We start from the raw sequence: 6,397 nt of genomic DNA on the forward strand, positions 1-6,397 counted from the left end.
GACCGCCGGTGCCGGCCGGGCCCTCCGGCCGGCACCACCCGAGCCAGAAAGACCCTCATGCTCGAGATTCCCATCCCGGTGACGCTGCGGCACCGCCCAACCGTCGGCGGCCTGGTCGTGCCATGGATCACCATGCAAATGCCCGACGGCCGACACCGGTTCGGAGCCATCGACGCCGAACGGCTCCTAGCAGCCCTGACCGACCGCATCTGCCAAACCTGCGGCTACGAGATGTCCCCGCCGTTCGTCTTCGCCATGCGAGACGTCGACCTCTCCCGGCTCATCTCGACAGAGCCCGCCATGCACCCTGAGTGCGCCCAATACAGCGTGACAGCATGCCCCATGCTCGCCGGCACCATGACCCGCTACCGCACCCAGCCACCAGACGCACCCGCATCCACCGGCGACCCGGCCGGCGTCCGCTCAGGCCACGCCGCCCAGGCCTGGCGGCTGCTCTGGACCAGCGGTTACCGGCGAATCTGGGATCACCGAACGCACACGCCCGCCGCTCAAATCCTCATCACGCAACTGCACCGCGTGCAACAGATCAAGCCACCCACCACCGACTAGCAAACAAGCACCGACCGGCGGCGACCCACCCCGGCCGCCGCCGGTCGGTGGCGGGTCGCAGGCCCGGTCCTGACGGACCGGAAACCGGAAGCGGCCTCCGGCCGCACGCCGCGAGCTGGTCGGCGTAGCCGCCGGCATCCAACCATCAAGATCATAAAATCTGAAGTCCGAACAGGACGGACACAGGTAGCCAACAGACGTCGAAACGGGTATAGTAAGCACTGTTCGGAGGGGACGGCGAACCCCCACCGCACACCACACACAAACCCCTACGAGGGAGAGCACACATGCTCACCGCATCCACGATCCTGCTCGCAACCACCACCGCGTCATGCATCGCCCTTCTCATGCGCAACGCGAAGCTTCGCGCAGACCTGGCCACCGCCCGCCACGAAGCCGACCACGACGCGCTGACCGGACTGCCGAACCGCCGCGCCCTGCTCCGGCACCTCAACACCCTGCTCGCAGACCCCGCCCGCCCGGTAGCCGTCGCTCTTCTCGACCTCAACCGCTTCAAAGAGATCAACGACGAACACGGCCACACCGCCGGGGACCTCGTGCTCTGCCAGGTAGCGAACACCCTGACAGCGCTCGACCTTTCGCGCGCGAAGGTCGGTCGAATGGGAGGCGATGAGTTCATGATCATCACCGACGACGGCATGCAGACCGCCCGGATCAACGCCAAGGCCGCCGCTCAGGCTCTCGACGCAGCGACGGTCGCCCTCGGGGAAACGAACTTCGGTTGTTACGCCAGTCTCGGGCTCGCCCTCGCGGACCACAACGAGGTGACCGCCGCCGACCTACTCAGCCGAGCAGACGCAGCCATGTACGCGGCCAAGCGACGCGGCGGAGGCGTCAAGGAGTGGCACCCCAACATCGGCGCGACCGTCGCCACGAAGCGCCCTAAGCAGCGCCGCCGCTACCGGTAGCCGGCATCCGTTCGGGTGGCCCGAAGCACTGAAGAGGCCTCCGGCCACCCGGACGAAAAAGCCCTCAGCGGTTAAGCAACAGGTGTTCGAGGGGGGACAGCGAACCCCGCTCGAACACCCCACCAAACCCCACAGCAGGAGTCCCCCATGGCAGCACCAGCCGGCCCCACCATGCTCCTACCAACCCTGCCCGCCGACCAGCGCACACGGCACATCCTTCACCTGCTCGACACTGCCCGCCGCCGCATGGCACAGGCGCTTACCGTCCTGCACCTCTGCGAGCACGCCCCGACGTGGCCCACTACACGCATCAACAACACCGCCGCCGCCATCGAGCTACGCGCCGCCACCGTCGCCCTGATCAAGTACGCCCGCCGCCACCACTGCGACGCCTGCAACCCCGGCCGCATGCGCCACACACTGCGCCTGGCCGCCCTCCTGCTCGACCTCTGGCAGAGCAGCAAACACCACGCGCAGCGACCCGACCTGTACTCGATCACGCTCGCCCACCGCGCCGAACGACTCTTCGGCGATACCGCCGGATGGGTCACCACCGGCGACCACCGCCGCCTCCTCGGTCAAACCGACTGATCAGCGCGCGGCCCGGCCGCCAACTCGGCGGCCGGGCCGCCGCACCGCGACGGCGTCGGCGCGCATCGAGCACGCCGCCGCCGGCTGCCGCTCCCGCCCCTCACCCCACGGACGCACCGTCAATGGAAGGCAGAATCTTGAGTCCCCTCAGCCGCACCGATCGGATCACCATCGCTCACGTCTGCCAGGACTGGGCTCCCAACTATCACAATGGTCCGTTCGCCTTCTCCACCGCTGACACCGTCCGCTACCTCGCCGACGGCCACCTAGAAGCCCTCACCGACCGGCACGGCCGAGACACCATCTGGCGCGCGGTCGCCGCACACCTCGCCGCCCACCCCGACACCCTCACCGCGCCCCGCACCACGCAGGCACTACGCGATCAGCGCCGAGCGCGACGCCCGGGCCGCCGCTCACCTGGACGCGGCCCGCGACCACCACCGCCGGGACCTGCCGTATGAAGCACTCGCCCTCATCGACCGCGCCGAGCTGTGCTCGCCCTCATACGACAACTTCGACCGCTTCCGCGCCAGCGTGCACCGCAAGTTGCCCCCGCACACCCCTACCAACCTGGACGGGACCGAGCTGCGCTACCGCCACACTCTCCCCTTGGCCCGCCCCACAGCGCCCGTCGCTTTCCACGGCGCGCGGGAGCAGCAGTGGGTCTACCCCGGTCGACAGGTCATCGTCGGTCCCTGGCCCGCCCCTACCTCCGAGCAGTGCACCGCAGTGGAACAGGACGGACTCTGGCTGGACGAAGGAACTGCCCTCGTGTGCCCTGGCTGCGGGCTGGACATGACCTGATCCGCGCTCGCCTTCCGCTCAGCCGCCGGCCGTCGGTCCGGCGGCTGACGCCGTGTCGTCGACCAGGCCCCCGCGCGAGAAGTTGTCCGCCACGCGGGGACGGCCGCGACGACGCGGCACCACCACGCCGAGCTGCGCGACGCGCTCCCGTACCGCTGCCCCGTCCGCCGTGCGCCGCAGCGCACGCACCCTGCTCACGTCCACCCCGGACAACTCAGCGGCTAACGCGTCATCACGCAGAACCGCCGCCAGGACCACCACCGACAGCTCATGCGCCGCCGTCGCGTCGCGGACCTCCCCGTCGAGCTTCGCCAGCATTTCAGCGCGCCGCTGCGCGACCTCGGCGACCGCCGCTCCGGACTGCGCGACGGCCCGCACCGCGCGCCGCTCCACCTCTTGCCGCGCCCGAAGTGCGCGGACCGCGTCATTCCCCGTTTGACTTGCCATGCAACGACCGTACCGACATTCCACGACCGCCAACACATTCCCAGCCCATCAATCTGCCAATTTGTTCGACAGTAGCCGCAATTCCAGAATTCATTTGCCAAGCGCTTCCCACCTAGCCACACATACGCCTGCCTGCCCAAACACACCCGTCATGATCATCTACTCACTTTAGAGGCGACACACCCTCTTGCATTCTCCATAGCCGCCTATGGTGTTGATCTTCTACGGTTTCGGCATGTTGGCCATCACGCGTATCTCGCCGGGCAGCGGATACCGGTACGTGATGGAGCAGGTCGCCGCCGGACGGCACGACCTGCGCGCCCCGACCAGCGATGACCCCACCGCCTACTACACCGACCCGACCGCGCGGGGCGAGAGTCCTGGGTGGTGGGCCGGTGACGGCGCCACGGTGCTGGGTGTGAGCGGTTGGGTCACCGAGAAGCAGATGCGTCTGCTCATCGGTGAAGGCCGGCACCCGCGCGTCGGCCATCAGCTCGGGCAGCGATGGCGCACCTACGCGCCGCAGACCGACGAGTACCGGGCTGCCGCCGCGCAGCGGGCATTGGACCTTCTTCCGCCCGATGCGACGGTCGAGCAGCGAGACAAGGCGTGGTACGACGCGATGACCGCCCCGGAACGCCGGGCCGTGTCCGGGTACGACGTCACCGCGTCCCCGGTAAACAGCGTGTCGCTGCTGTGGGCCTTCGGCGACGACGACGTCAAACGCGACGTCATGGCCGCCCACCACGCTGGTGTCCGCGCTGTGCTCGCTCACCTACAACGCCACGGCACCTACGCCCGCGCCGGCGCCGGCGGCGTGCGGCAGCTCGACACCGCCGGACTGGCGGCCATGGTCTTCGACCACCGCCTCAGCCGCGCACGCGACCCCCAACTGCACGCGCACATCGTCATCAGTGCCAAGGTCCTCGCCCGCACCCACGACGCAGACCCCCAGTGGCTGGCGCTGGACGGCAAGGCCCTCTACCGCGCCGCGATCGGCGCCCGGATCGCCTACGAACGCGCGATCGAAGCCGAGCTAGGCAAACGCCGCGGCATCACCTTCGCGCCCCGCCCCGACTCCGGGATCCGCGAAATCGTCGGCATCAGCGACGAGTCCCTGCGCCACTACGCCAAACGCCGTACCGCCATCACCGAACACCTACAGCACACCCCGAACCCGCAACAGCGCACCTCGGCACGAGGATGGCGGGCACGGGCGCAGCACGCCACGCTGCGGACCCGCCAACCGCACAAGGGCGCCGAGTCCACGCACGAGGCCGTGCGGCGGTGGCTTGCCGAAGACCGCAAGGCCGGCCTCGACACCAGCGGACAGATCAGCCGCCTGCTCGCCGGCCACGCACACGACACCACCACCGACACCGCGGCCAGGGTGCTGCGCCGTGCCCGGCGTATCGCCGGAAGCGCCGCCACCGTGGACGAAGCCACACTGCGGGCCGCCGCCACCCAGCTCCGCGTTCCGCACGCTCACTGGCCGCGCGTCCTCGACGCCGCCGTGCGTGCCGACGAACGCCTCGCGGTCGCCCGCGCCGTGCACACCCTCAGCCGCGAACGCGCCGTCTTCGGCCCCGACCACCTCGAACTCGCCATCGGCCGAACCCTCGGCATCACCCCGGGCCACTCCCCCACCGACGACTGGCGACGCGTGCAGCAGCTCGCCGCCACAGCCATCACCCAGCACACCGCGGGCCTGCGCGTCCTGACACCTCCCGCGCTCGTGCAGTGGGGCCCGAGCCTGCAACGCGCCAGCGACCAGCACAGCGAATACACCCGCCACCGCGACCTTCACCTGACCACCCGCAGCGTCCTGGCCGCCGAGCAGCACGTCATCGCCTACGCCCGCCGGCGCGGTGCCCGACCCGCACCCGCACACGCCATCAACGCCGCCATCACCGAATCGAACCTGCTGGGAGAGAAGACCGACGTCCTACGGTTCATCGTCGGTGACGACCGCCGCGTCACCAGTGTCATCGGTCCTGCCGGCAGCGGCAAGACGCACCTGCAACGGGCCGTCGTCGCCGCCGCGGCCCACGCGGGAGTACCCGTGCTCGGTCTCACCGTCGGCCAAGCCGCCGCGAACCTACTCGCCGACGCCACCCGTCGACCCGACGGCACCACACTGCGCACGGAGAACATCGCCCGATGGCTGCACGCCCAACAGCGGCCACCCGCCGGCACCCGCGCCCGCGACTGGCAGTTCGCGCCAGGACAGTGGGTCATCATCGACGAGGCGTCCCAGGTCTCCAGCCACGACCTCGCCCGCCTCACCCTCCAACTCGACCAGGTACGCGGGAAGCTCGTCCTCGTCGGCGACCCCCACCAGACCTCCGCCGTCGGCCCCGGCGGACTGCTGCGCTACCTCGCCACGCTCGGCGTCGCCCGCACCCTCACCGACGTGCACCGCTTCCACCAGCCATGGGAGAGATCCGCCTCGCTGCGGCTACGCCACGGCGACATCACCGTCCTGGCCGACTACGACCGACACCACCGCCTCATCGGCGGACACCGCGCCGACCTCGTCGACCAGATGCTCACCCGCTGGCTCGCCGACACCACCACCGGGCGCCGCAGCCTGATCCTCGTCGACACCAACGACGAAGCAGTAGACATCGCCCACCGCGCCCGGGCCATGCTCATCGCCGCCGGTCACGTACGAGGCCCAGCGGTACGCCTGCGCGACGGCAACACCGCCAGCGTCGGCGACATCATCGTCACCCGCCGCAACGACCGGCGCATCGCCGCCGGCCCCGACTACGTCACCAACCGCGACCAGTGGCGCATCGACGCCGTCACCCGCAACCGCCAACTGCACGTCACCAACGTCGTCACCGGCACCACCACCGTGCTGCCCGCCGCCTACACCGCCCGGCACATCCACCTCGCGTACGCCCAAACCGTCGACTCCGTCCAAGGACAAACCGTCGACACCGCCCGCGCGCTCATCGACGACAGCACCTCCCTGGAACGCGTCTACGTCATGCTGACCCGCGCCCGAACGCTCAACGAGGCGTACGTCGTCACCGACGACGAGCCCCGCG

The 6,397-nt window shown here is 69.9% G+C and carries 5 protein-coding genes; 4 read left to right on the forward strand and 1 reads right to left on the reverse strand.

What is annotated here, in order from left to right:
* Positions 1-57: 57 nt before the first annotated feature.
* From F6X68_RS29415 to F6X68_RS29425, 3 genes are all read left to right on the forward strand, one after another.
* A complete protein-coding gene (locus F6X68_RS29415; protein ID WP_151457299.1) occupies positions 58-570 on the forward strand; it encodes a hypothetical protein in 513 nt (170 codons plus the stop codon).
* A 287-nt stretch (positions 571-857) separates the two neighbouring features.
* Positions 858-1,499 carry a GGDEF domain-containing protein gene (locus F6X68_RS29420; RefSeq protein ID WP_151457300.1) on the forward strand — a complete coding sequence of 214 codons (642 nt, stop codon included), beginning with the start codon at positions 858-860 and terminating at the stop codon, positions 1,497-1,499.
* A 147-nt stretch (positions 1,500-1,646) separates the two neighbouring features.
* The gene (locus F6X68_RS29425) at positions 1,647-2,090 is read left to right on the forward strand and encodes a hypothetical protein (RefSeq protein ID WP_151457301.1); all 444 of its coding nucleotides are present in this window, start codon (positions 1,647-1,649) and stop codon (positions 2,088-2,090) included.
* 822 nt (positions 2,091-2,912) lie between these two features.
* On the opposite strand, the gene F6X68_RS29430 is transcribed toward F6X68_RS29425, so the two are convergent.
* A complete protein-coding gene (locus F6X68_RS29430) occupies positions 2,913-3,341 on the reverse strand; it encodes a hypothetical protein (protein WP_151457302.1) in 429 nt (142 codons plus the stop codon).
* A 235-nt stretch (positions 3,342-3,576) separates the two neighbouring features.
* On the opposite strand from F6X68_RS29430, the gene mobF reads away from it, so the two are divergent.
* Positions 3,577-6,397: MobF family relaxase (gene mobF, locus F6X68_RS29435; protein WP_192581590.1), on the forward strand; the 2,821-nt coding region annotated here is incomplete at its 3' end.

The sequence above is a fragment of the Micromonospora sp. AMSO12t genome (assembly GCF_008806585.1).
Taxonomy (GTDB): domain Bacteria; phylum Actinomycetota; class Actinomycetes; order Mycobacteriales; family Micromonosporaceae; genus Micromonospora; species Micromonospora reichwaldensis.